Raw genomic sequence first — 22,580 nt, 5'->3', positions numbered from 1 at the left:
ACTCCCATACGTACCATGTGCGCAGTTCACACGTCCAGACGAAGGAGCCCGCACCCGGTGGCACGCAGCAGCACGCGCCCCACGAGCCGCGACGTCGCCCAGGCCGCCGGCGTCTCCCAGGCCGCCGTGTCACTCGTCCTCGGCGACAAATGGCGCGGCCGCGTCTCCGAGGCCACCGCCGAACGCGTCCGGGAAGCCGCCCGCGACCTCGGCTACCGCCCCAACCTCGCCGCCCGCAACCTCCGCCTCGGCCACACCCGCACCGTCCTCCTCGTCGTCCCCGCCCTCACCACCGAGTTCTTCGCCGGCGTCTACACCGGCGCCGCCCGCGTCGCCGCCGACCACGGCTTCGGCGTCGTCCTCTACCCCTCCCCCGAAGGCATCGGCCCGGCCCGCGACCCCTTCGCCTCCGCCCAGGCCGCCCTCGACGGCGTCATCGCCTCCTCCATGGCCGCCGACGCCCTCACCGCCATCCGCGGCGACCAGCTCCCCCTCGTGATGCTCGACAGCGACCCCGACGGCAGCCTCGGAGTCGCCACGGTGAACCTGGACATCGCCGACGGCGTACGCCAGGTCACCGAACACCTGCTCGACCTCGGCCACCGCCGCTTCCTCCACCTGGCCGCCGACGTCCCCTCCTGGACCTTCGAGGTACGCGCCCGCGAGCTGGCCGCACGCACCGCCGAGGTGCCCGGCACCTCGGTACGCACCGTCCACGCCCCGATCTCCATCGAAGGCGCCCACGCAGCCACCGAAGCCGCCCTCGCCGCACCCGGCCCCCACCCCACCGCCCTCGTCTGCGACGACGACAAACTCGCCGCCGGCGCCTACAAAGCCCTGCGCCGCCACGGCCTGCGCATCCCCGACGACATCTCCGTCACCGGCCTCGACGACCTCGCCCTCGCCACCGCCATCGACCCCGAACTCACGACCGTACGACTGGACGCCGAACTCTTCGGCGAACGCGGCATGCACGCCCTCCTGGCCGTCCTGGAAGGCCGCGCACCGGAAGGCCGGGACATCCCCGTCGAGCTGGTCGTACGAGGCTCCACAGCGCCCCCACCGCAGCCCTAGCCGCACCTGGCCGCACACACACCCGCGCCCCGCCCGGACGACTCACCGGACGGGGCGCACAGAGCAGGTGCAGCGGGAGCTACTCGACGTCTCCGCCGGACTCCTCCGCCTCGTCGGTGGCCGCAGCCGTGGCCGCACCCTCCGACTCCAGCAACCGGGACAGCTGCGGGCCGCCGATACGCCTGAACTTGCGCTTCTGCGGACGCGTACGGTCCAGCAGCGCAACCTCCAGACGCTCCGCCGGAATCTCCCGCTGCGTGCCGTTCGACTCCCGCGACAGAGCCGTCACCGCCAGCTTCAGAGCCTCCCCCAGAGTCATACCGTCCCGGTGCTCCCGGTCCAGATAACTGCTGATCTGCTCCGCATTGCCACCGACCGCCACCGAACCGTGCTCATCGACGATCGACCCGTCGTGCGGCAGCCGATAGATCTGGTCACCCTCCGGGGTCTCCCCGACCTCCGCGACCACCAACTCCACCTCGTACGGCTTCTCGGCCGCACTGGAGAAGATCGTGCCCAGCGTCTGCGCATACACGTTGGCAAGACCACGCGCCGTCACATCGTCACGGTCATAGGTGTAACCCCGCAGGTCGGCGTAGCGCACACCACCGATCCGCAGATTCTCGTACTCGTTGTACTTCCCGGCGGCCGCGAAACCGATCCGGTCATAGATCTCGCTGAACTTGTGCAGCGCACGGGACGGGTTCTCACCGACGAACACGATGCCGTCGGCGTACTGGAGCACCACCAGACTCCGACCGCGCGCGATGCCCTTCCGGGCGTACTCCGCACGGTCCGCCATGGCCTGCTGAGGTGAGACATAGAACGGCGTCGACACCGGTATCCGTCCCCTTCCTTAGGGTTCCGTCGAAGTCACTGGGATCACCTTCACAACAAGCGCCCGGCGCCTCAGAGCAGCGCCGCGCGCGGACCGTCCGGCTCCTCCAGACGGCGCGCCAGCACCGCCCGGGCGAGCCCGGAGGACTCCTCATCGGTGAGCCGGCGGAACCCGTCCTCGGTGATCACGGTGATGATCGGGTAGATCCGGCGGGCGACATCGGGACCACCGGTCGCCGAATCGTCGTCGGCCGCGTCGTACAGAGCCTGCACCACCAGTGTGGTCGCCTGCTCCTCGCTCAGGTCCTCACGGAACAGCTTCTTCATGGCCCCGCGCGCGAAGACCGAGCCGGAACCCGTCGCCGAGAAGTTGTGCTCCTCGGAACGGCCGCCCGTGACGTCGTACGAGAAGATCCGCCCCTTGCCCCGGTCCACGTCGAACCCGGCGAACAGCGGCACGACCGCCAAGCCCTGCATGGCCATGCCGAGGTTGGACCGGATCATCGTCGACAGCCGGTTCGCCTTGCCCTCCAGCGACAGCTGCGCACCCTCGACCTTCTCGAAGTGCTCCAGCTCCAGCTGGAAGAGCTTGACCATCTCCACGGCGAGGCCGGCGGTGCCGGCGATGCCGACCGCCGAGTACTCGTCGGCCGGGAACACCTTCTCGATGTCGCGCTGGGCGATCACGTTCCCCATCGTGGCCCGACGGTCACCGGCGAGCACCACGCCCCCGGGGAAGGTCACCGCCACGATCGTCGTCCCGTGCGGCGCCTCGATCACCCCCTGCGTGGGCGGCAACTGCCGCTTGCCGGGCAGCAACTCCGGCTGGTGGTCACCGAGAAAGTCCATGAACGAAGAGGACCCAGGCGTCAGGAAGGCAGCTGGTAGACGCCCGGTGCTACGAGTGTTGGCTTCCACGCGTTTCCTTCCACGTATGCTGCAGCCCGCCTTATGGCCTCGGGCTGATCCTTGAACTGCCCCAGCGCGGCATTGCAGCTGAAGCACAGTACGCCACGGACCCTACCCGTCTCATGGCAGTGATCCACATGTGCGGGCGGAGCCGACAGACATATACAGCAGACGCCTCCTTGAGAGGCGATCAACTCCTCGCGTTCGGCTCCGGTAATGCCGTACTGGCGCTTGAGATGGTCCTGCCGCCCGATCGCGGATCGGCACGCCTTACAGCGAGTCGACAGCCCATCGGAAGCCGTCGCGTTTCGATGCCATTCACTGTGAGGCTTGGCCTCACCGCACGTCCGGCAGAGCTTGTGGCCGACCGGGACGTCCGCTCTCTCCCGGACAGTCTTTCCCACAGCCTCCCGGCGCCGCCGATAGTGCGCGGCACTGTATTCCGCCACGCACTCCCGGCAGTGCACCTGGAGGCCATCACGCCGACTCTTGTCCCGAGCGAACGCCGCGAGAGGCAGATCCCGCCCGCATTTCCGGCATTGCTTCGAGTTCGGCTCCTCAGCCACCCGCTCCCCCCAGAACCTTCACTTCGAAGGGAAAGCAGCCAGCTCGCCTCTACTCTCCACCTTTTTGCACGAAGGACCGAACGAAATCCTCGGCGTTCTCCTCGAGTACGTCATCGATTTCATCGAGGACCGAGTCCACGTCATCGCTCAGCTTCTCGTGGCGCTCCTTGAGGTCCTCCGACGCCTGCGCTTCCTGCGTCTGCTCCTCGGCCTCCTCGGTGGAACGTGTGGCCTTCTGCTGTCCGCCGCCGGTGTCCTTGGTTGCCATAACCCTCACCCCGCTCAGTTCGCGTTCGCCCGACATGGTCGACAGGTCGGCATTCCTGCCGATCGGTGGTGATCAGACCCTACAAGCCGGGTCCGACATCGGCCCCGCAGTTTCTCCAACGTACGGGGGCCACCTCGATGATTCCCGGGCGGCGGGGTTTTGACCCCGGTCGCCCGGTACGGTCCGGGTGCTGGTTCAGCCGCCGGAGAGGACCCTGACCAGGTCTTCTGCGGTGCGGCAGCGGTCCAGGAGCTCCTTGACGTGATTTCGCGTTCCGCGTAGCGGTTCCAGGGTTGGGACCCGCTGGAGGCTGTCCCGGCCCGGGAGGTCGAAGATGACCGAGTCCCAGCTGGCGGCGGCGACGTCGTCGGCGTACTGCTCCAGGCAGCGGCCGCGGAAGTACGCGCGGGTGTCCTCCGGCGGGTTCGTGCGGGCCCTGTCGACGTCGGTCTCGGTGAGCAGCCGTTTGATGCGCCCGCGGGCCGCGAGGCGGTTGTAGAGGCCCTTCTCGGCCCGTACGTCGGCGTACTGGAGGTCGAGGAGGTGGAGCTTGGCGGCGTCCCAGTCGAGGTCGTCGCGGCGCCGGTAGCTCTCCATGAGCTCCTTCTTGGCCACCCAGTCGAGTTCGCCGGAGAGACTCATGGGGTCGTTCTCCAGGCGGTTGAGGGTGTCCTCCCAGCGCTGCAGGACGTCCCGGGTCTGTTCGTCGGCGTCGGAGCCGTAGCGCTCCTCGACGTATTTGCGGGAGAGCTCGTAGTACTCCATCTGGAGCTGGACGGCGGTGAGTGTGCGGCCGCTGCGGAGCGTGACGAGGCGCTTGAGGCCGGGGTCGTGGGAGACCTGGTGGAGGGTGCGTACGGGCTGGTCGACGGCGAGGTCGACCGCGATGAAGCCGTCCTCGATCATCGAGAGGACCAGGGCCGTGGTCCCGAGCTTGAGGTAGGTCGAGATCTCCGACAGGTTCGCGTCGCCGATGATCACGTGCAGCCGGCGGTATTTCTCGGCGTCCGCGTGCGGCTCGTCGCGGGTGTTGATGATGGGGCGCTTGAGGGTGGTCTCCAGGCCGACCTCGACCTCGAAGTAGTCGGCGCGCTGGCTGAGCTGGAAGCCGTGCTCGTGGCCGTCCTGGCCGATGCCTACGCGGCCTGCGCCGGTGACGACCTGGCGGGAGACGAAGAAGGGGGTGAGGTGGCGCACGATGTCGGAGAAGGGGGTTTCCCGCTTCATCAGGTAGTTCTCGTGCGTGCCGTAGGAGGCGCCCTTGTTGTCGGTGTTGTTCTTGTAGAGGTGGATGGGCTGGGCGCCGGGGAGCTGGGCGGCTCGTTCGGCGGCCTCGGCCATGATGCGTTCGCCGGCCTTGTCCCAGAGGACGGCGTCGCGGGGGTTGGTGACCTCGGGGGAGCTGTACTCCGGGTGGGCGTGGTCCACGTAGAGGCGGGCGCCGTTGGTGAGGATGACGTTGGCGAGGCCGATGTCCTCGTCGGTGAGCTGGCTGGCGTCGGCGGCCTCGCGGGCGAGGTCGAATCCTCGGGCGTCCCGCAGCGGGTTCTCCTCCTCGAAGTCCCAGCGGGCGCGGCGGGCCCGGTGCATCGCCGCCGCGTAGGCGTTGACGATCTGGGATGAGGTGAGCATGGCATTGGCATTGGGGTGGCCGGGGACGGAGATCCCGTACTCCGTCTCGATGCCCATTACTCGCCGTACGGTCATGCGGCCCTCCTTGCCCGGCGGAGCCCTCGGTCGTGGGCTCCGCTCGCGTACCGCTGGCGCTCCGGTGCGTGTGCGGTGCCCGTCCCCGCACTGCGCGACTCGGCGGTAGGAAAGAGCCTAGAACGCCTTTGCGCTGGTGGGGAGATCATTTGCGTCATTGCCTTGCTCGCCTCGGTTCCGGTTTTGGCCGGAAAAACAGTCGGCTGCGGGTACCCGGTGGGGGCACCCGCAGCCGCCCTGTGTGTTACAGGTACTGCCCGGTGTTCGCCACCGTGTCGATGGAGCGCCCGGTGTCGGCGCCCTGCTTTCCGGTGATGAGGGTACGGATGTAGACGATCCGTTCGCCCTTCTTTCCGGAGATTCGGGCCCAGTCGTCGGGGTTGGTGGTGTTGGGCAGGTCCTCGTTCTCCTTGAACTCGTCCACGCAGGCCTGGAGGAGGTGGGAGACGCGGAGGCCCTTCTGGCTGTGCTCCAGGAAGTCCTTGATCGCCATCTTCTTGGCGCGTCCGACGATGTTTTCGATCATTGCGCCGGAGTTGAAGTCCTTGAAGTAGAGGACTTCCTTGTCGCCGTTGGCGTAGGTGACTTCCAGGAAGCGGTTTTCCTCGGATTCGGCGTACATGTGTTCCACGGCCGTCTGGATCATGCTGGCGACGGTGGTGGCCTTGCTGCCGCCGTGCTCGCCGACGTCGTCGGAGTGCAGCGGGAGGCGTTCGGTGAGGTATTTGCCGAAGATGTCCTTGGCTGCCTCGGCGTCCGGGCGCTCGATCTTGATCTTCACATCGAGGCGGCCGGGGCGGAGGATGGCGGGGTCGATCATGTCCTCGCGGTTGGAGGCGCCGATGACGACCACGTTCTGCAGGCCTTCGACACCGTCGATCTCGGCGAGCAGCTGGGGGACGATGGTGTTCTCCACGTCCGAGCTGACGCCGGAGCCGCGGGTGCGGAAGAGGGACTCCATCTCGTCGAAGAAGACGATGACGGGGGTGCCCTCACTGGCCTTCTCCCGGGCACGCTGGAAGACGAGGCGGATCTGCCGCTCGGTCTCGCCGACGTACTTGTTCAGGAGCTCGGGGCCCTTGATGTTGAGGAAGAAGCTCTTGCCGGCGGCCTGGCCGGTGACCTCGGCGACCTTCTTGGCGAGTGAGTTGGCGACGGCCTTGGCGATGAGCGTCTTGCCGCATCCGGGGGGTCCGTAGAGCAGGACGCCCTTGGGCGGGCGCAGTTCGTGCTCCTTGAACAGGTCCGGGTAGAGGTACGGCAGCTCGACCGCGTCGCGGATGGCCTCGATCTGGCCGCCGAGACCACCGATCTGCTCGTAGCCGATGTCGGGGACCTCTTCGAGGACGAGTTCCTCGACCTCGCTCTTGGGCACGATCTCGTAGACGTAGCCGGAGCGGGGTTCGAGCAGCAGGGCGTCGCCGGGGCGGATGTTCACGTCCAGCAGCGGCTCGGCGAGCCGCACCACCCGCTCCTCGTCGGTGTGCCCCAGTACCAGGGCGCGTTCGCCGTCCTCGAGGATCTCCTTGAGGGTGACGATGTCGCCGACGCGCTCGTACTCCATGGCCTCGACCACGTTGAGCGCTTCGTTGAGCATGACTTCCTGGCCGCGCCTGAGCTCGTCCAGGTCAACGCTTGGGCTGACGTTCACCCGCAGTTTGCGGCCGCCGGTGAAGATGTCGGCGGTGCCGTCCTCGTTCGCTGTGAGGAAGACACCGAAGCCGGCCGGCGGCTGTGCGAGCCGGTCGACTTCCTCCTTGAGGGCCACGATCTGGTCGCGGGCCTCGCGGAGTGTGTTCGCGAGTCGTTCGTTCTGGGCGGACACGCCGGCCAGGTTCGTCTGCAGCTCGACGATCCGCTCTTCGAGAATCCTCGTGTGTCGCGGAGAGTCGGCGAGCTTGCGTCGCAGGACGGCGATCTCCTGCTCAAGGTAGGCAATCTGTCCGGCGGGGTCGTCGGACCCTCGTCCCGGGCGGATGCCGCGGTTCATGTCGTCGTCGTGGGCTGCCACGGTCCTCACCTCCTCCAAGGGGAGCTGGACGCTTCCAGACCCTACCTGGGTGGGTGTCGATTGAAACCCCTAGATCACAAAGACTGTCAAGGTGTGTCGTCGGTCACCCATCGCTTCTCCCTCGTGCCCGGTGGATACCCACTCAACGCGATTCAGAAGCTGCGTGTTCCAGGCCGGGAGCGGTCAAAATCCTTCGTGACTGGCCGGAGTTGTCCGCTCCGATGCCGGTTCAGGGGTTGTGCCCCGGTGAGGGCTTCCTTACACAGAGCAACCGGTCGGGTGGCGTGGGTGATCGCGGACGCGGGTTGCGGGTTGGCTCAAGTCGATCGATCCGGTGGCCGAGCGCCGTCCTCCGGCGCGGCCGGTGCGCCGTGTGCGCGGGTCCGAGGGCCCGCCGGGCGCGGGTGGGTGCGCGGCGGAGGGCACGGCCGGGGGTGGTTCGGGCGGGGGTAGGGTCGAAGGAGTTCAACACCCGCCGGGGCGGGACCGGGTGACCGCCGGGTCCGGCCGTCCGGCGCTTTCGACGGCAGGAGAGATGAGCGTGCAGCAGGAGGCCCTGGCCGGCGCGGAGGCGCTTGAGGTCTGGATCGACCAGGATCTGTGTACGGGTGACGGGATCTGTGCCCAGTACGCCCCGGAGGTGTTCGAGCTGGACATCGACGGCCTGGCCTATGTGAAGGGCGTGGACGACGAGCTGCTGCAGGCGAAGGGGGCGACGGTGCCGGTGCCGTTGCCGCTGCTGACGGATGTGGTGGATTCGGCGCGGGAGTGTCCGGGCGAGTGCATTCATGTGCGCCGGGTCACGGACCGGGTCGAGGTGTACGGGCCGGACGCGGAGTGACTTTCCGGCCACCCCGCGTGGCCTGTGGGTCGTGCGGGTGTGGCGGTCAGACGCTGTGGGCGGCCGCGGGGGTGGAGCGGACGAACGTGTGGCCGTCCCAGCGCCAGGTGGCGCGGGTCTTCACGTCCGGGCAGCAACTGGGCACATTGTCCGAGGAATAGCCGAGCATGGTCGTGGTGACCGCTCCGGCGGCGACGGTGAAGTCGGTGACCGTGAGGCGGTCCTTGGGGTCGACGAGGGTGGCGACGACGCGGGGGCGGGTGGCGTCGGCGCCCTGGGTGAGGACGTAGACGCCGTCGGGCGGGGTGCCCATGGCCGAGTCGCAGTGGACCACCGCCACGGTTTCCGGTCTGCCGTCGCCGTCGAGGTCGCCGGTGGCTTTCTTGACGACCGTCTCCTTCACGGGGCCGCAGTCGAGGGGGAAGTCCACGCCGGTGACGCTGGGCGGCGCGGTGGCCGCGGGAGTGGGCTTCGCCTCGGTGCCGGCCGTGGGCTGGGCGGCCTTGGCCGCGCCCGGCTGGAAGAGGGATGACAGCGCGATGACGCCGGTCACAGCAGTGGCGGTGGCGAGCCAGTGCATGGGGCGGGGGTCGGTGTGAGCGAGCTCCGGGACCACGGATTGCTGCACTAGGACTGTCTCCTGTGAGGCCTGTGCCGGTGGGGGATGGCCTGCATAGTGCCACACGTCACAGTGGGTGGGGAACGGCGGGGTGTGCTTCCGTCGGCAGCCGGCTCCCGCGGCAGCCGGAAGGGCTTCCGCCCCAGCTCCGGCGGGGCTTCCGCACGGCTCCGGCGGGGCTTCGTCACAGCTGGCGAGACTTCCGTGACGGCCGGGGAGGCCTTCGCGTCGGCGGTGAGTCGCTGCGTCGGCGGGTGGGCTGCCGTGACAGCGGGGGGAGCCGCGAGACCGGGGGGACTTCCGCGCGACAGCAAGGCTGGCTTCCGCGACGGCGGGTGGGGTTCCGTGGGGTCGGGGTGCGGGGTTCCGGGGTTCTGCGCCGCGTCGGCTGCCGCGTCAACGCGTGAGCGCCACTGCCGAGTTCCGGTCGGGTCGGGGGAACTCGGCAGCGGCGCTCGTACGTTGACGCTGCGACGCGATGACGGGACGGCTCAGCGGCCGGTGCCGCCGTCGGCGTTGGGGCCGTCGTAGTCCTCGCCGTAGGCACCCTTGGCGGGGCGGCGGCGGCGCATGGGCGGCTCGACGCCGTCGGCGAGGCGGCGGGCGGTGAGCAGGAAACCGGTGTGGCCGATCATCCGGTGGTCGGGTCGGACGGCAAGCCCTTCCACGTGCCAGTTGCGGATCATCGTCTCCCAGGAGGTCGGCTCGTTGAAGCAGCCGATCTCGCGGATGGACTCGACGGTCCGCGCCAGCTGGGTGGTGGTGGCGACGTAGCAGCACAGGATGCCGCCGGGCACGAGCGCCTTGGAGACGGCCTCCAGGCACTCCCAGGGCGCGAGCATGTCGAGGATGACACGGTCGACGTCGGTGTCCGACAGGTTGTCCTGGAGGTCGCCGACGGTGAGCTGCCAGGCGGGGTGCGGGCCGCCGAAGTAGCGTTCCACGTTCTGCTGGGCGATCTCGGCGAAGTCCTCGCGGCGCTCGTAGCTGTGCAGCATGCCCTGGTCGCCGATGGCACGCAGCAGGAAGCTGCTGAGGGAGCCGGAGCCGACGCCGGCTTCGACGACGCGGGCGCCGGGGAAGATGTCGGCGAAGGAGAGGATCTGCCCCGCGTCCTTGGGGTAGACGACGGCTGCCCCGCGGGGCATGGACAGGACGTAGTCGGGGAGCAGGGGGCGCAGCGCGAGGTAGGCGACGTTGCCGGTGGTACGGACAACGCTGCCCTCGGGAGCGCCGATCAGTTCGTCGTGCGGGAAGGAGCCCTTGTGGGTGTGGAAGTTCTTCCCGGCTTCGAGCGTGAACGTGTAGTGGCGGCCCTTGGGGTCGGTCAGCTGAACCTGGTCCCCGACCTTGAAGGGCCCGCGCCTGCGGGCGGCACCGGTCGGTTCGGACATGTGAACAGCCTACCGGGGTTTGTGGAGGCCACCGACCACGCGGAACGGGCTTTGCCCGGGCGGAGCGGGGCTCAGCTGGGGCGGGCCATGGCCCGTACGAAGGCGCGCTCGACGTCGGCCGCCGACAGGACACCGTAGATCTCGCCGGTGTCCTCGACCACCAGGTACTCGGTGGCGGGGGTGGCGCGCAGCACGTCGAGGAGGTCCTCTCCGGCCAGTTCCGCGGAGACGCGCATGCCGTCGGTGAGGTCCTGGGCGAGGCCGCTGACGGCGACCCAGGGTCGGCGGTGCTCGGGTACGCCGACGATGGCGGCCTCGCGGACCAGGGAGAGCGGGTTGCCGTCGGCGTCGACGACGACCAGGGCGCGGGCCCCGGCGGCGTTGGCGCGGCGCAGGGCCTCGGAGAGGGGGGTGCCGGTCTCCACCGGGACGGCGCGGCGGGTGAGGGTGCGGGCGCGCAGTTCCGGGAGGTGTTCGCGCAGCCTGGCCATGCGCAGGCTGTTGCCGGCGCCGGTCCAGATGATCGCGGCGAGGACGGCGGCGAGCAGGCCGTCGGTGAGGGCGTCCATGCCGTTGGCGTTCTCGGTGCCGCCGCCGAAGGTGCCCGAGTAGTTGAGCAGCGGGAGGCCGATCAGGACGGAGACGGCGAGGGCGCGGCCGACCCAGGCGGCGGCGACGGTGCCGCTCATGGGCCTGCCGGTGATCTTCCAGACGACGGCGCGGAGCATCCGGCCGCCGTCGAGGGGCAGGCCGGGCAGGAGGTTGAAGATGGCCACGATGAGGTTGGAGACCATCAGGCCGGCCAGCAGGACGCCGGGGACCGTGCCGGGTTCGACGGGCTGCATGGCGAGGTAGAAGAGGCCGGAGAGGACGAGGGAGAGCAGTGGGCCGACGAAGGCCAGCACGAACTCCCGGCCGGGGGTCTCGGCTTCTTTCTCGATCTCGGAGACGCCGCCGAAGAACTGGAGCTGGATGCGGCGGACGGGGAGTTTGAAGCGGATCGCGGCGACCGTGTGGGCGAGTTCGTGGACCAGGACGGAGGCGTAGAAGGCGATGGCGAAGAAGAGGGAGACGAGGTAGCGGGCGGCGCCGAGTTCGGGCAGCACGCGGTCGAGCTGGCCGCCGAAGACCCAGGTGATCAGCGCGGCGACGACGAACCAGCTGGGGGCGACGTACACGGGTACGCCGAAGGGGCGCCCCATGAGCAGGCCGCCGCCGGGTTCCCTGGGCCGCTGCGGCGGCCGCCCCTTCGCCATACCGGAGCCCGCGTGACCAGACGCGCCGGTCCCGTCGGGCCGGGCGGCGCCGACCGCACCGGCGCGATCGGAACCGGAAGCGCCGGACTCCTCGGAGCCAGAGACACCGGAAGCACCGGACTCCTCAGCACCGGAGGCACCAGGATCGGCGGTCTCCTCAGGACCAGAGCCACCGGAAGCACCGGACCGGTCGCGACCGGAGACGCCAGTCCCCTCAGAGCCAGAGGCACCGGAAGCGCCGGGCTCCTCGGAGCCAGAGGCACCGGACGTGGGGGTCTCGTCCGGGACGGAGGCCGGTGGTTCGGGGGGTGTGTTCGGGTTGTTGGTCTCCGGAGTGGGTGACTCGGCGGGCGGTTCCGGCTTCGGCTCCGGTTTCCCGGTGTCGGCGGGTGTCCCGGCCCATGGCGGAGCCGTCGGAGCGTCGGTGGGGTCCGGGCCTCCGTCGTTGGTCGGGGCCGTAGGACCTGCGGGCCGCTCGGTCGGTTCGCCGTCCTCCGACCGGGGCTGCCCGCTCCCGCCGCTCACGTCCACGGTGTCCCCTCGTTAGAAACGTCGTCTCCGGTTGATGGTATGCGGCCGTCGTGACGCGTTTCGCCCCGGCACCCCTTGTGTTGGCCGGGGCGTAGCGCGGGTTGGGTGACTGTCAGTGGCGGGCCGTATGGTCTGTGGTCATGGAGAGCAGCATCGAGGACGCCTCGCCGGCTCAGGGCGCGGCCGTCCCTCAAGGGGAAGGGCCGGTCACGGAGGCGGGGGCGAGGGCGGCCGGGCCGCCGGCCTCGCTGTCGCCGTCGCGGGCCAGTGACTTCATGCAGTGTCCGTTGCTGTACCGGTTCCGGGTGATCGACCGGCTGCCGGAGAAGCCGAGCGAGGCGGCGACCCGGGGGACGCTGGTGCACGCGGTCCTGGAGCGGCTCTTCGACGCGCCCGCCGCGGAGCGGACGGCGCCGCGGGCCAGGTCGCTGGTTCCGGGGCAGTGGGACCGGCTGCGGGAGAGCCGGCCGGAGGTCGGTGAGCTGTTCGCGGACGATCCCGAGGGCGAGCGGCTGACCCGCTGGCTGGGCGAGGCGGAGCAGCTCGTCGAGCGCTGGTTCACGCTGGAGGATCCGTCGCGGCTGGAGCCGGTGGAGCGGGAGCTGTTCGTCGAGACGGAGCTGGAGTCGGGGCTGCGGCTGCGCGGGATCATCGACCGGGTCGACGTGGCGCCGACGGGTGAGGTGCGGATCGTCGACTACAAGACCGGCAAGGCGCCGCGACCTGAGTACGCCGAGGGCGCGCTGTTCCAGATGAAGTTCTACGCCCTGGTGGTGTGGCGGCTGAAGAACGTGGTGCCGAGGCGGCTGCAGCTGGTCTATCTCGGCAGCGGTGACGTGGTGACGTACGACCCGGTGGTCGCCGATCTGGAGCGGGTGGAGCGCAAGTTGCTCGCGCTGTGGGAGGCGATCCGGCAGGCGACGGAGTCCGGGGAGTGGCGGCCGCGTCCGACGAAGCTGTGCGGCTGGTGCGACCACCAGGCGCACTGCCCCGAGTTCGGCGGTACTCCCCCGCCGTATCCGCTGCCGGTGAGGTCGGCCGAGTCCGGAGACCTTCCGCAGGGCAGAATGGGCGCGGACTAGCGAAGGAGACTCACCGTGGCCATCCGCGTCCTACTGGTCGACGACCAGCCACTGCTGCGAACCGGGTTCCGGATGATTCTGGAGGCCGAGCAGGACATCGCGGTCGTGGGCGAGGCCGGAGACGGCCTTCAGGCTCTCGACCAGGTGCGCGCCCTCCAGCCCGATGTGGTGCTGATGGACATCCGGATGCCGCGGATGGACGGGGTGGAGGCGACCCGGCAGATCACCGGTCCCGGCCGGGACGGCCCGGCGAAGGTGCTGGTGCTGACCACGTTCGATCTCGACGAGTACGTGGTGGAGGCGCTGCGCGCGGGCGCCAGCGGCTTCCTGCTGAAGGACGCTCCGGCCAACGAGCTGGTGCAGGCGATCCGGGTGGTGGCGGGCGGCGAGGCGATGCTGGCGCCGAGCATCACGCGCCGGCTGCTGGACAAGTACGCCACGCATCTGCCGTCCGGCGAGGAGCCGGTGCCGGACACCCTGCACACGCTCACCGACCGTGAGGTGGAGGTGCTGAAGCTGGTCGCGCGGGGGTTGTCGAACGCGGAGATCGCCGCCGATCTGTTCGTCAGCGAGACCACGGTGAAGACGCATGTGGGGCATGTGCTGACCAAGCTGGGGCTGCGGGACCGGGTGCAGGCGGCGGTGTACGCGTACGAGAGCGGTCTGGTGCGGCCCGGCGCGCAGTAGGCCGAGAACGGCAAGGGCGCCCCTTCTCCGAGGAGAGGGGGCGCCCTTCGCGTCGTGTGACCGGTCGTCAGCTGGAGCCGCGGCCGAGCTCCCACAGCTGGAGGCTGGCGGAGGAGTTGAGGGCGTAGGCGACGCCCGTGATGTCGTCGCGGGCGGCGACGAACTGCTTGCCCTGCCAGAGCGGCAGCACCGGGACGTCGTCGGCGACGTCGTCCTGGATCTCGGTCAGGCTGCCGCTGGCGCTCGCGCGGTCGGCCTCGCGGCGGGAGGCCGGGATCAGCGTGTTGATGATCCGGTTGTTGACGTAGGGCGACTTGAGGAAGTTGTCCTTGTCGAGGAACGGCGCAAGGAAGTTGTCGGCGTCCGGGAAGTCGGGGAACCAGCCCATGCCGTAGACGTCGTAGTCGCCCTTGCGTTCGGCCGTCTGGTAGGTCGACCAGGGGGTGCCCTCGATGCTGACGTCGAACAGGCCGCTGTCGTTGAGCTGCTGCTTGAGGACCTCGAACTCCTGCTTGGTGGCCGGACCGTAGTGGTCGGTCGTGTAGTGCAGGGTGAGCTTCACCGGGGTGGTGATGTTCGCGGCGGTCAGCAGGTTCTTGGCCTTGGCGACGTTCGGGTCGCCGTACTTGTTGAAGAAGGAGTTGGAGTGGCCGGTCACGGAGGCCGGGACCAGCGAGTACAGCGGCTCGGCCTGGGTGCCGTACACCTTGGCGACGAGTTCGTCGCGGTTGATGACCTGGGCCATGGCCTGGCGGACGGCCTTGGACTTCACCGTGGGCGCGTCGGTGTTGAAGCCGAGGTAGCGGATCTCCAGGCCGGACATCTCGACGAGGTCGACGTTGGCGTCGTCTCCGGTGTTGAGCTTCTTGATCTGGGACGGCGACATGGTGCGGGTCATCAGGTCGATGTCGCCCTTGTCGATCGCGTCGCCCATGGCGGCGGCGTCCTTGTACGAGCGCATGACGACCTGCTCGTTGTTCACCTTCACGCTGCCCTTGTAGTTCGGGTTCTTGGTGAAGGTGGCGGAGACGATCTCGTCGTTCTTGACGTCGGCCTTGAAGGTGTAGGGCCCGGAGCCGTCGATGTCGAAGCCGTCGCGGAGCTTGTCCTTCTCGTAGTCCTTCGGGTTCACGATGCCCGCGACCGGAGTGGACAGCTTGTACGGGAAGGTGGCGTCGGCGGCCTTGAGGTGGAAGATGACCTCGCGGTCGCCCTGGGTCTCGATGGTGTCGATGTTCGAGAGGAGGGCGTAGACGCCGGTGTCGGACTTGATCCGCAGGGCGCGCTGCATGGACCACTTGACGTCCTCGGCGGTGACGGCGTTGCCGTCGGAGAACTTCAGGCCCTCGCGCAGCTTGCAGGCGTAGCGCTCGCTGCCGCTGTCGGTGAAGGAGCAGCTCTCGGCGGCGTCGGGGACCGGGTCGCCCTCGCCCTTGGGCTGGCTCATCAGGGTCTGCACCGTCTGACGCAGGATGTTCCAGCCGCCGACGTCGTAGGAGTAGGCGGGATCGACCGGCGCCGGGGCGTCCTTCGTGGCGGTGAACCGGTCGGTGGTGCCGACGACGATCGCGCCGTCACTCGCGCTGCCACTGTCGGATCCACCGCACGCGGCGAGAACCGGAGTGAGCAGGCCGATCACAGCCGGCAGCACCAAAGTCTTGCGGTTCATGCTCGAAGTTCTCCAGAGCTGTTCGAGTCCGTGTATCCGGCATGCAGGGGTGTCGAAGCGGACCACGGGGGTAACGGCGATGTTCTCGCGATGAGATTAGTCCGCGCCCGCAGGAGGGCTCACAGGCGCATGAGTTGAGGTCCCATCACGCAGTGGAACCGGCTGCGGACAGACCGAAAACCCGACGACGGCAGGATTAGTGCAGCGTCTCCCCAATCGGGACACAAGGGCGCCTGAATTCCCCCCGATCAGGGGGGAAGCGGCACACCCGGGCAACGTTGTCGACCCCCGTGCACGTGGGGAACGTCACACATGCGGGAGTGGGGGCGGGTATCGGAATTCAGCCGGTTGAACAGTTGCGAATTCCGTTGAATGAACGCCACCGGGATTTCACCCAATGCCGTTCGCACGCTGGGTGAACGGCTAGCGCATTTCCGTCATCAGTCCGCGCAGGAATGCCAGGTCGACCTCTTCCAGGGAGGTGACCACGGTGCGCCGCTCGGCCGGGGCGATGGGCGCGACGGACGGCACGGCAACCACCTGGCAGCCGGCGGCCTCGGCGGCGGCGACACCGGTCGCGGTGTCCTCGACCACCGCGCATCTGGCCGGATCCGCGCCAAGTCCCGCGGCCGCGAGCAGATACGGGTCCGGGTAGGGCTTGGTGCGGGAGACCTCGTCGCCGGCGACGGAGAGGGTGAAGTGGTGGGGGCCCAGTGAGGTCAGGACGCGGTCGATGATGCGCCGGTGCGAGGCGGAGACCAGGGCGGTGGGGATCTGCTGTTCGTGGAGTTCGGCGAGCAGCCGCTTGGCGCCCGGCATCAGCGGCAGGGTGGTGCCGATGCGCTGCTCGAAGCCGTCGTTGAGCAGCACGCTGAGTTCGGCGAGGGTGATGGCCGCGCCGGTGGCCTCGATGAGGAACCCGGCGCTGCGGGTCATGGGGCCGCCGACCACGACATGGCGCCAGGACTCGTCGAGGGTGTGGCCGAGGCGGGCGAAGATCTCGACCTCGACGTCCCACCAGAAGCCCTCGGTGTCCACGAGGGTGCCGTCCATGTCGAGGAGCACCGCCTGAAGCGCCGATCCTTCCGCCGTACGGGTTCCGAGCGCGGGGACCGTACTGGTCATCCGGGCGCACCTCCTTGAGGGACGACCAGGCCGGTTCCCATGCGGGGAACCGGCCTGCTGTGGACCGACCAGTGTACGACTTATCGGATCAATGTGCGGTGTGGGACACGTCTCGGTGTCGCCGTACCGCTCATCGTGCGTTGAAGTACTTCGCCTCCGGGTGGTGGATCACGATGGCGTCGGTGGACTGCTCGGGGTGCAGCTGGAACTCCTCGGACAGCTGGACGCCGATCCGCTCGGGCTGGAGCAGGTCGGCGATCTTGGCGCGGTCCTCCAGGTTCGGGCAGGCGCCGTAGCCGAGGGAGAAGCGGGCGCCCCGGTACTTCAGGGCGAACATGTCCTCGACGTCGCTGGGGTCCTCGCCTGCGAAGCCCAGCTCCGCACGGACGCGCGCGTGCCAGTACTCGGCGAGTGCCTCGGCCAGCTGGACGGACAAGCCGTGCAGTTCGAGGTAGTCACGGTAGGAGTTGGCCTCGAAGAGCTTGGCGGTCTGCTCGCCGATGCGGGAGCCGACGGTGACGACCTGGAGGCCGACCACGTCCGTCTCCCCCGACTCCTCCGGGCGGAAGAAGTCGGCGAGGCACAGCCGGCGGCCGCGGCGCTGGCGCGGGAAGGTGAACCGGGTGCGTTCGTTGCCGCGTTCGTCCAGGATGATCAGGTCGTCGTCCTTGGAGACGCAGGGGAAGTAGCCGTAGACCACGGCCGCTTCCAGCAGGTTCTCGGTCTGGAGCTGGTCCAGCAGGCCGCGCAGCCGGGGGCGGCCGTCGGTCTCGACGAGTTCCTCGTACGTGGGTCCCTCGCCGGTGCGGGCCTGCTTGAGGCCCCACTGGCCCTTGAAGAGGGCGCCCTCGTCGAGCCAGCTCGCGTACTCCTTGAGCTGGATGCCCTTGATGACGCGGGTGTCCCAGAACGGCGGGGTGGGCACCGGGTTGTCGACGGCGACGTCGGAGCGGACGTGGCCCTCCTCGGGCCGTTCCTCGGCCTCGACGGTGGCGGTCGGCCGCACCCGGCGCTGCTTCAGTTCCGGCAGGCTGGCGCCGGGCACTCCGCGCTTGACGCCGATGAGGGCGTCCATCAGGCGCAGGCCCTCGAAGGCGTCGCGGGCGTAGCGGACCTCGCCCTCGTAGATCTCGTACAGGTCCTGCTCGACGTAGGAGCGGGTGAGGGCGGCGCCGCCCAGGATCACCGGGTAACTGGCCGCCAGGCCGCGCTGGTTGAGCTCCTCCAGGTTCTCCTTCATGATCACCGTGGATTTGACCAGCAGGCCGGACATGCCGATGACGTCGGCCCGGTGCTCGTCGGCGGCCTCCAGGATCGCGGAGACGGGCTGCTTGATGCCGAGGTTGACGACGTTGTAGCCGTTGTTGGACAGGATGATGTCGACGAGGTTCTTGCCGATGTCGTGGACGTCGCCGCGCACGGTGGCGAGCACGATGGTGCCCTTGCCCTCGGCGTCCGACTTCTCCATGTGCGGTTCGAGGTAGGCGACCGCGGACTTCATGACCTCGGCGGACTGGAGGACGAACGGCAGCTGCATCTGGCCGGAGCCGAACAGTTCGCCGACGACCTTCATGCCGTCCAGCAGGGTCTCGTTGACGATCTCGAGGGCGGGGCGGTCCTGGAGGGCCGCGTCCAGGTCGGCCTCCAGGCCGTTCTTCTCGCCGTCGATGATGCGGCGCTTGAGGCGCTCCTCCAGCGGGAGGGCGGCCAGTTCCTCGGCCTTGCCGGCCTTGAGGGACTTGGCGGTGGCGCCCTCGAACAGGGCCATCAGCTTCTGGAGCGGGTCGTAGCCCTCGGTGCGGCGGTCGTGGACGAGGTCGAGGGCGGTCTGTACCTCTTCCTCGGAGAACCGGGCGATCGGCAGGATCTTGCTCGCGTGCACGATCGCCGAGTCCAGTCCCGCCTTGACACACTCGTCGAGGAAGACGGAGTTCAGCAGGATGCGGGCGGCCGGGTTGAGGCCGAAGGAGATGTTGGACAGGCCGAGCGTGGTCTGGACGTCCGGGTGGCGGCGCTTGAGTTCGCGGATCGCCTCGATGGTGGCGATGCCGTCGCCCCGGGACTCCTCCTGGCCGGTGCAGATGGTGAAGGTCAGGGTGTCGATGAGGATGTCCGACTCGTGGATGCCCCAGTTCCCGGTCAGGTCCTCGATCAGCCGTTCGGCGATCTCCACCTTCTTCTCGGGGGTGCGGGCCTGGCCCTCCTCGTCGATGGTCAGCGCGATCAGCGCGGCGCCGTGCTCGCGCGCCAGTGCGGTGACCTTGGCGAAGCGGGACTCCGGGCCGTCGCCGTCCTCGTAGTTGACGGAGTTGATGACGGCGCGGCCGCCGAGCTTCTCCAGGCCGGCCTGGATGACGGGGACCTCGGTGGAGTCCAGGACGATGGGCAGTGTGGAGGCGGTGGCGAAGCGGCCGGCCAGTTCCCGCATGTCGGCGACGCCGTCGCGGCCCACGTAGTCGACGCAGAGGTCCAGCATGTGGGCGCCCTCGCGGATCTGCTCGCGGGCCATCTCCACACAGTCGTCCCAGCGGGCGTCCAGCATGGCCTCGCGGAACTTCTTGGAACCGTTGGCGTTGGTGCGCTCGCCGATGGCCAGGTACGAGGTGTCCTGGCGGAACGGGACGGTCTGGTAGAGGGAGGCGGCGCCGGGCTCGGGGCGCGGGCTGCGCTCGGGCGGGGTGACCCCCTGGACGCGCTCGACGACCTGGCGCAGGTGCTCGGGGGTGGTGCCGCAGCAGCCGCCGATGAGGGAGAGGCCGTAGTCCCGTACGAAGGTCTCGTGGGCGTCGGCCAGCTCGGAGGGGCTGAGCGGGTAGCTGGCGCCGTCCTTGCCGAGGACGGGCAGGCCGGCGTTGGGCATGCACGACAGCGCGATCCGGGAGTGCCGGGAGAGGTAACGCAGGTGCTCGCTCATCTCGGCGGGGCCGGTGGCGCAGTTCATGCCGATCATGTCGATGCCGAGCGGCTCCAGCGCGGTGAGCGCGGCGCCGATCTCGGAGCCCAGCAGCATGGTGCCGGTCGTCTCGACGGTGACGGAGACGATGATCGGGACGTCCAGGCCGGCGATCTCGCGGGCGCGGTGGGCGCCGATCACGGCGGCCTTGGTCTGGAGCAGGTCCTGGGTGGTCTCCACGATCAGCGCGTCCGCGCCGCCCGCGATCAGGCCCTCGGCGTTCTGCTGGAAGGCGTCGCGGATCGTGGTGTACCCGATGTGGCCGAGGGTGGGCAGCTTGGTGCCGGGGCCGATGGAGCCGAGCACCCAGCGCTGGCGGCCGTCGCGGGCGAGGTAGCCGTCGGCGGTCTCGCGGGCGATCCGGGCGCCCGCCTCGGAGAGTTCGTAGACGCGCTCGGGGATGTCGTACTCGGCCATCGCCGCGTAGTTGGCGCCGAAGGTGTTGGTCTCGACGCAGTCCACGCCCGCGTCGAAGTACGCCTCGTGGACCGAGCGGACGATGTCGGGGCGGGTCAGGTTCAGGATCTCGTTGCAGCCCTCTAGCTGCTGGAAGTCGTCGAGGGTGGGGTCCTGGGCCTGGAGCATGGTGCCCATGGCTCCGTCGGCGACCACCACACGGGTGGCGAGCGCCTCTCGGAGCGCGGACACGCGGGTCCGGCTGTCGGCGGAAGGGGACGGCGGCAACGAGGCCATGAAGGGCTCCCTTGGATGCGACGGCTGTCGGCTATGCGGTCCGCCGGGCCGGGCCCGGGCACGGACGCACTGCGCCAGCCTAACCGGGTGTGGGCTTGGATGGGCAGGGCGTCCATGTGGCGGACGGGTGAGGGGCTGGTGAGGCGCCGGATGGGCGAGTATGTCGCCCACCACGGCGTCCGCGCCGCGCACGGGGACCGCACGTGAGCTGGGCCGGGGGGACCACATGTGCGGGAGGCGCGGTCGACGCCTGGTGTAACAGGTGTCGACCGACCATTAGCGGAGAGTCGACATGGACCGGTAGTGTTCGACATTGCCGAACGACGGTTACGGCAGTCTTACGGCGAGGGTCGTAGGGGACGGAGGCAGGACTGCGATGGCACGGAACATCCAGTCGCTCGAACGGGCGGCAGCGATGCTGCGGCTGCTCGCGGGCGGTGAGCGACGGCTCGGCCTGTCCGACATCGCCTCGTCACTGGGTCTGGCCAAGGGCACCGCGCACGGCATATTGCGCACCCTCCAGCAGGAGGGGTTCGTCGAGCAGGACGAGGCCTCGGGGCGCTATCAGCTGGGCGCCGAGCTGCTGCGGCTCGGCACCACCTATCTGGACGTGCACGAACTGCGGGCCCGGGCGCTGGTGTGGACGGACGACCTGGCCCGCTCCAGCGGGGAGAGCGTCTACCTGGGCGTTCTCCATCAGCAGGGCGTGCTGATCGTGCACCACGTGTTCCGGCCCGACGACAGCCGGCAGGTGCTGGAGATCGGGGCGATGCAGCCGCTGCACTCCACGGCCCTCGGCAAGGTGCTGTCGGCCTACGACCCGGTGGCGCACAGCGAGGCCCTGGAGGCAGACCGCAAGCCCTTCACCGACCGTACGACCTGCGACCCGGACGCTTTCGAACACGTCCTCGACCTCACCCGCGCCCGGGGGTACGCGGCGGACGTGGAGGAGACCTGGGAGGGCGTGGCGTCGATAGCGGCGCCGATCCACAACCGGCGGCGCATGCCGGTCGGCGCGGTGGGCATCACGGGCGCGGTGGAGCGGCTGTGCAAGGACGGGGAGTTGCAGCCCGAGCTGATCGCCGCGGTGCGGGACTGCGCCCGCGCGGTGTCGCGGGACCTGGGCGCGGGACGGTTCTGACCGCGTACCGCTGATCATCACCTGAGGCCGGTCCGCCTGTCGGCGGACCGGCCTCAGCCGTACCCTGATGTGGACAAAACAGAACAAATGCGGAGTTCAGTGGGGCCGCCATGGCACATCGGGCCCGCGATCCCGACAAAGATCGACAACTCACAGCAATCAATAACGATCGCGCTTTCGGTAACAGAACTCTTGACGCACGCGTAACGCCGGGGCGAGACTCCCGTCCATCGGTCGGCATTGTCGAACACCTACCGGCAATACGCGCTAGAGTGTGGCAACGCCAAGGGCCGGATTCGCTCTCACCCACGAGGGCGCCAACACCCCGACGGGACTCGGGGTTCGGCTTCCCTGGACGAAGGACAAAGGAGTCGCGGGTGTCCAGCTCCGACATCTTCATCGGCGAGACCATCGGTACCGCCATACTCATCCTGCTCGGCGGCGGTGTGTGCGCCGCCGTCACGCTCAAGGCCTCCAAGGCCCGTAACGCCGGCTGGCTCGCCATCGCCTTCGGTTGGGGCTTCGCCGTCATGACGGCGGTCTACATCTCCGGACCGCTGTCCGGCGCCCATCTCAACCCGGCCGTCACCGTCGCCCTCGCGATCAAGAACGACGACTGGAGCAACGTTCCGGTCTACTTCGCCGGCCAGCTGCTCGGCGCGCTGATCGGCGCGACCCTGGTGTGGGTCGCCTACTACGGCCAGTTCCACGCGCACCTGACCGACCGGGAGATCGTCGGCGGTCCGGGCGCGCAGGCCACCACGGCCAAGGCAGTCGAGGCGCAGGAGAAGGGCGCCGGCCCGGTCCTCGGCATCTTCTCCACCGGCCCCGAGATCCGGAACGTGGTGCAGAACCTCGCCACGGAGATCATCGGCACCATCGTGCTGATCCTGGCGGTCCTCACGCAGGGCCTCAACGACAAGGGCAACGGCCTCGGTGTGCTGGGCGGCCTGATCACCGCCCTGGTGGTCGTCTCCATCGGTCTCTCGCTCGGCGGCCCGACGGGCTACGCCATCAACCCGGCCCGTGACCTCGGTCCGCGTATCGTGCACGCGCTGCTCCCCCTGCCCAACAAGGGCGGTTCCGACTGGAGCTACGCCTGGATCCCGGTGGTCGGTCCGCTGATCGGCGCAGCGATAGCCGCGGGCATCTACAACGTCGCTTTTGCTTAGAAGCAGACCTCCGCTACCGGCTGAACTCCGCTGAAGCAGCAGACG

18 protein-coding genes are annotated in these 22,580 nt (G+C 69.1%); 6 read left to right on the top strand and 12 right to left on the bottom strand.

From position 1 onward, the window contains the following. Positions 1-57 precede the first annotated feature (57 nt). Positions 58-1,074: a LacI family DNA-binding transcriptional regulator gene (locus tag ACZ5K7_RS24445; protein ID WP_468916062.1), complete on the top strand. Its 1,017-nt coding sequence runs from the start codon at positions 58-60 to the stop codon at positions 1,072-1,074. 79 nt (positions 1,075-1,153) lie between these two features. On the opposite strand, the gene prcA is transcribed toward ACZ5K7_RS24445, so the two are convergent. The 6 genes from prcA to arc all read right to left on the bottom strand — a co-directional run bounded on the left by prcA (position 1,154) and on the right by arc (position 7,372). Then, complete coding sequence (gene prcA / locus ACZ5K7_RS24440) at positions 1,154-1,912, bottom strand: proteasome subunit alpha (protein WP_351700286.1); 759 nt, start codon at positions 1,910-1,912, stop codon at positions 1,154-1,156. A gap of 71 nt (positions 1,913-1,983) precedes the next feature. After that, positions 1,984-2,829: a proteasome subunit beta gene (prcB, locus tag ACZ5K7_RS24435; RefSeq protein WP_351700283.1), complete on the bottom strand. Its 846-nt coding sequence runs from the start codon at positions 2,827-2,829 to the stop codon at positions 1,984-1,986. Beyond that, a complete protein-coding gene (locus tag ACZ5K7_RS24430) occupies positions 2,781-3,386 on the bottom strand; it encodes an endonuclease VII domain-containing protein (protein WP_468916060.1) in 606 nt (201 codons plus the stop codon). The genes prcB and ACZ5K7_RS24430 overlap by 49 nt, the downstream gene beginning before the upstream one ends. A gap of 49 nt (positions 3,387-3,435) precedes the next feature. Beyond that, positions 3,436-3,654 carry a ubiquitin-like protein Pup gene (locus ACZ5K7_RS24425; protein WP_351700277.1) on the bottom strand — a complete coding sequence of 73 codons (219 nt, stop codon included), beginning with the start codon at positions 3,652-3,654 and terminating at the stop codon, positions 3,436-3,438. 195 nt (positions 3,655-3,849) lie between these two features. Then, positions 3,850-5,361, bottom strand: coding sequence for a depupylase/deamidase Dop (gene dop, locus ACZ5K7_RS24420; protein WP_351700274.1), 1,512 nt, complete (start codon positions 5,359-5,361; stop codon positions 3,850-3,852). Between the two features lie 244 nt (positions 5,362-5,605). Beyond that, positions 5,606-7,372 carry a proteasome ATPase gene (gene arc, locus ACZ5K7_RS24415; RefSeq protein WP_351700271.1) on the bottom strand — a complete coding sequence of 589 codons (1,767 nt, stop codon included), beginning with the start codon at positions 7,370-7,372 and terminating at the stop codon, positions 5,606-5,608. Between the two features lie 535 nt (positions 7,373-7,907). Between arc and ACZ5K7_RS24410 the strand changes: the two genes are divergently transcribed. Beyond that, positions 7,908-8,213 (top strand): ferredoxin, encoded by a 306-nt coding sequence (locus tag ACZ5K7_RS24410; protein WP_351700267.1) that lies wholly within the window; start codon positions 7,908-7,910, stop codon positions 8,211-8,213. 46 nt (positions 8,214-8,259) lie between these two features. Here the strand turns inward: ACZ5K7_RS24410 and ACZ5K7_RS24405 are convergent, their stop codons facing one another. The 3 genes from ACZ5K7_RS24405 to ACZ5K7_RS24395 all read right to left on the bottom strand — a co-directional run bounded on the left by ACZ5K7_RS24405 (position 8,260) and on the right by ACZ5K7_RS24395 (position 12,007). Then, complete coding sequence (locus ACZ5K7_RS24405; RefSeq protein ID WP_468916056.1) at positions 8,260-8,841, bottom strand: hypothetical protein; 582 nt, start codon at positions 8,839-8,841, stop codon at positions 8,260-8,262. Positions 8,842-9,323: 482 nt separating this feature from the next. Continuing rightward, positions 9,324-10,226: a tRNA (adenine-N1)-methyltransferase gene (locus ACZ5K7_RS24400; RefSeq protein WP_351700261.1), complete on the bottom strand. Its 903-nt coding sequence runs from the start codon at positions 10,224-10,226 to the stop codon at positions 9,324-9,326. Between the two features lie 71 nt (positions 10,227-10,297). Next, on the bottom strand, positions 10,298-12,007 hold the full coding sequence (locus ACZ5K7_RS24395) for a site-2 protease family protein (protein WP_468916111.1): 1,710 nt from the start codon (positions 12,005-12,007) through the stop codon (positions 10,298-10,300). A gap of 146 nt (positions 12,008-12,153) precedes the next feature. Here ACZ5K7_RS24395 and ACZ5K7_RS24390 point away from each other — a divergent pair, with 146 nt between their 5' ends. Next, positions 12,154-13,095, top strand: coding sequence for a RecB family exonuclease (locus ACZ5K7_RS24390; RefSeq protein ID WP_351700255.1), 942 nt, complete (start codon positions 12,154-12,156; stop codon positions 13,093-13,095). A gap of 15 nt (positions 13,096-13,110) precedes the next feature. After that, positions 13,111-13,782 carry a response regulator gene (locus ACZ5K7_RS24385; RefSeq protein WP_020939010.1) on the top strand — a complete coding sequence of 224 codons (672 nt, stop codon included), beginning with the start codon at positions 13,111-13,113 and terminating at the stop codon, positions 13,780-13,782. A gap of 67 nt (positions 13,783-13,849) precedes the next feature. Here ACZ5K7_RS24385 and ACZ5K7_RS24380 read toward each other — a convergent pair whose 3' ends face one another. The 3 genes from ACZ5K7_RS24380 to metH all read right to left on the bottom strand — a co-directional run bounded on the left by ACZ5K7_RS24380 (position 13,850) and on the right by metH (position 20,222). After that, positions 13,850-15,451 (bottom strand): ABC transporter substrate-binding protein, encoded by a 1,602-nt coding sequence (locus ACZ5K7_RS24380; protein ID WP_351700252.1) that lies wholly within the window; start codon positions 15,449-15,451, stop codon positions 13,850-13,852. Positions 15,452-15,874: 423 nt separating this feature from the next. Then, positions 15,875-16,576: an HAD family hydrolase gene (locus ACZ5K7_RS24375; RefSeq protein WP_351700249.1), complete on the bottom strand. Its 702-nt coding sequence runs from the start codon at positions 16,574-16,576 to the stop codon at positions 15,875-15,877. 130 nt (positions 16,577-16,706) lie between these two features. Beyond that, a complete protein-coding gene (metH, locus tag ACZ5K7_RS24370) occupies positions 16,707-20,222 on the bottom strand; it encodes a methionine synthase (RefSeq protein ID WP_468916052.1) in 3,516 nt (1,171 codons plus the stop codon). A gap of 376 nt (positions 20,223-20,598) precedes the next feature. Here metH and ACZ5K7_RS24365 point away from each other — a divergent pair, with 376 nt between their 5' ends. Together ACZ5K7_RS24365 and ACZ5K7_RS24360 are read left to right on the top strand one after the other, a co-directional pair. Then, complete coding sequence (locus ACZ5K7_RS24365) at positions 20,599-21,363, top strand: IclR family transcriptional regulator (RefSeq protein ID WP_351700243.1); 765 nt, start codon at positions 20,599-20,601, stop codon at positions 21,361-21,363. A gap of 377 nt (positions 21,364-21,740) precedes the next feature. Beyond that, positions 21,741-22,535 carry an MIP/aquaporin family protein gene (locus tag ACZ5K7_RS24360; RefSeq protein WP_351700240.1) on the top strand — a complete coding sequence of 265 codons (795 nt, stop codon included), beginning with the start codon at positions 21,741-21,743 and terminating at the stop codon, positions 22,533-22,535. The last annotated feature ends 45 nt before the right edge of the window (positions 22,536-22,580 follow it).

The organism is Streptomyces sp. NPDC031497, from assembly GCF_055580905.1.
The sequence above is the reverse complement of the archived record's forward strand: the minus strand, read 5'-3'. Positions and strand labels throughout refer to the sequence as shown.

Coding starts and splice junctions, on each gene's coding strand:
- ACZ5K7_RS24425 (WP_351700277.1), bottom strand. CDS start 3,654: ATGGCAACCAAGGACACCGGCGGCGGACAGCAGAAGGCCACACGTTCC.
- dop (WP_351700274.1), bottom strand. CDS start 5,361: ATGACCGTACGGCGAGTAATGGGCATCGAGACGGAGTACGGGATCTCC.
- ACZ5K7_RS24410 (WP_351700267.1), top strand. CDS start 7,908: ATGAGCGTGCAGCAGGAGGCCCTGGCCGGCGCGGAGGCGCTTGAGGTC.
- ACZ5K7_RS24400 (WP_351700261.1), bottom strand. CDS start 10,226: ATGTCCGAACCGACCGGTGCCGCCCGCAGGCGCGGGCCCTTCAAGGTC.
- ACZ5K7_RS24390 (WP_351700255.1), top strand. CDS start 12,154: ATGGAGAGCAGCATCGAGGACGCCTCGCCGGCTCAGGGCGCGGCCGTC.
- ACZ5K7_RS24380 (WP_351700252.1), bottom strand. CDS start 15,451: ATGAACCGCAAGACTTTGGTGCTGCCGGCTGTGATCGGCCTGCTCACT.
- ACZ5K7_RS24375 (WP_351700249.1), bottom strand. CDS start 16,576: ATGACCAGTACGGTCCCCGCGCTCGGAACCCGTACGGCGGAAGGATCG.
- metH (WP_468916052.1), bottom strand. CDS start 20,222: ATGGCCTCGTTGCCGCCGTCCCCTTCCGCCGACAGCCGGACCCGCGTG.
- ACZ5K7_RS24365 (WP_351700243.1), top strand. CDS start 20,599: ATGGCACGGAACATCCAGTCGCTCGAACGGGCGGCAGCGATGCTGCGG.